Here is a 1,636-nt window from a genome sequence, read left to right as displayed (position 1 = left end):
CCCGAACCCGCGTGGATCAACAAGCCCGACGACGAGCCGACTCAGTCAACGAACCCCTGAACCACCCGCCCCGAAAAGGTTGACACCTTCCGACCCGGCCGCCGGTCGGTGAGTCCGGCCGCCGTGGGCTCTGATGCCCCGATGTGGGTGTCGACGCCGAGGACGATCTCCTCATCGCGCGGGTGACTCTGGCTGCTCTCATCTGGATGCGGCATGCTGGGCATCGGTGGTTCGGCCTCCTGATCGGCTCGAACTCGCCCAAGCGATCTGACCGTGGACCCGACACAGGTTCAACGCGTCCACCGATCCGGCAATGCAACGGCGCCCTTCCCCGTCTAAGCGTCGGCATCTGTCGCACTGCCTGACACGCCGATTCCACCGCAGTGCCTTGACCAGCACATCGTGCTCGGTGACCTCTTCGGCGGACCCGAAGAGGTCACCAAGCACCTAAAGTTGTGTGAGCCTCAAGGTCTTGCCGATCATGATCGGCGGTGGGGCAATGGTTTGTGTCGCCCCTCGGACACAAACCATTACCCCACGGTGCGCGCTGAGATCGACTGCAGCGCGCACCGTTTGCGTTTCAGGCTGGTAGTTCAGTCGGAGGCCGAGTTGCCGGTAGAGCTCGGCCTTGTCGGCGGGATCCGCGTCCCGGAGCACAGCAGCGATGTCACCGAGTGCCTGGATCAAGCTCCTGATTTCTGCTCGGCTCATCCGTCGAGGGTTATCGCCCGCGTTGGGGTGGACGTTGGCTTCGGCGCGGGCGCGTTCGGCCTGGGTCTGTGCGATCCATGTGGTGACGACGGCGGGGTCGGCGCCGGCGTCGAGGGCTGCCCGGTAGCGCTCCAGCTTGGCGTCGCATTCGGTGATGATCGCTTTTGCGGTGATGGCTGGTGTGGGTGGTTGCTCCAGGGGCTGGGTGTCGGTCATTGCGGTGATCGTCTGTTCGATGCGCTCGGATGAAAAGGCGGAGGCCAGCCAGGTGTCGAGTGGGTCGGTGAGAGCGTCTTCGCGTAGGTACACGTTGTTGGGGTGTGTGACCTGGTTGGCGAGGGCGTATTCCTGGGGGAATCGGCAGCGGTAGTAGGCGTCGCCGTGGTTGTACTGGCCCTGCATTCGTCGGTCGCAGGCGGCGCAGTAGATCAGGCCCCGGAAGACATACGGGTTGCGGGTGCGTTGCTTCACGTGTTGGCCGCCGGTGCCCCGTCCACGCCGCAGCAAGATCGCTTGGGCCTGCTCGAAGGTCGCGTCGTCGATAAGCGGCTCGTGGGTGATCTCCTTGGACACCACCCATTTGTCGCGATCGTTCCAGCGCATGACGCTGGTGTGGCCCATCGCCACGTCGTCGACGTCGAGCAGTACCTCGTCGGTGCGTTGCTTGTTCCACACCTGCCGCCCGGTATAACGAGGGTTGGTAAGGATGACGCGGACGGCGCTCTTGGACCAGGCGATGCCGCTGCGGTGTCGGTTGCGGGCTCGGTCGTGTGCGGATGGGCAGGGCACGTGGTTGGCGGTTAGTCCTTCGGCGATGGCGAAGAGGCCGATCGGAAGGTGTCAACCTTTTCGGGGCGGGTGGTTCAGGGGTTCGTTGACTGAGTCGGCTCGTCGTCGGGCTTGTTGATCCACGCGGGTTCGGGTA

The 1,636-nt window shown here is 64.4% G+C and carries 1 protein-coding gene; it reads right to left on the bottom strand.

The window, feature by feature from the left end:
* Positions 1 to 447: 447 nt before the first annotated feature.
* Positions 448 to 1,527, bottom strand: coding sequence for a recombinase family protein (locus ACFYPS_RS36865; protein ID WP_387331131.1), 1,080 nt, complete (start codon positions 1,525 to 1,527; stop codon positions 448 to 450).
* Positions 1,528 to 1,636 lie beyond the last annotated feature (109 nt).

The organism is Micromonospora sp. NPDC005087 (assembly GCF_042872965.1).
In the GTDB taxonomy this organism is placed as follows: Bacteria; Actinomycetota; Actinomycetes; order Mycobacteriales; family Micromonosporaceae; genus Micromonospora.
The sequence above is the reverse complement of the archived record's forward strand: the minus strand, read 5'-3'. Positions and strand labels throughout refer to the sequence as shown.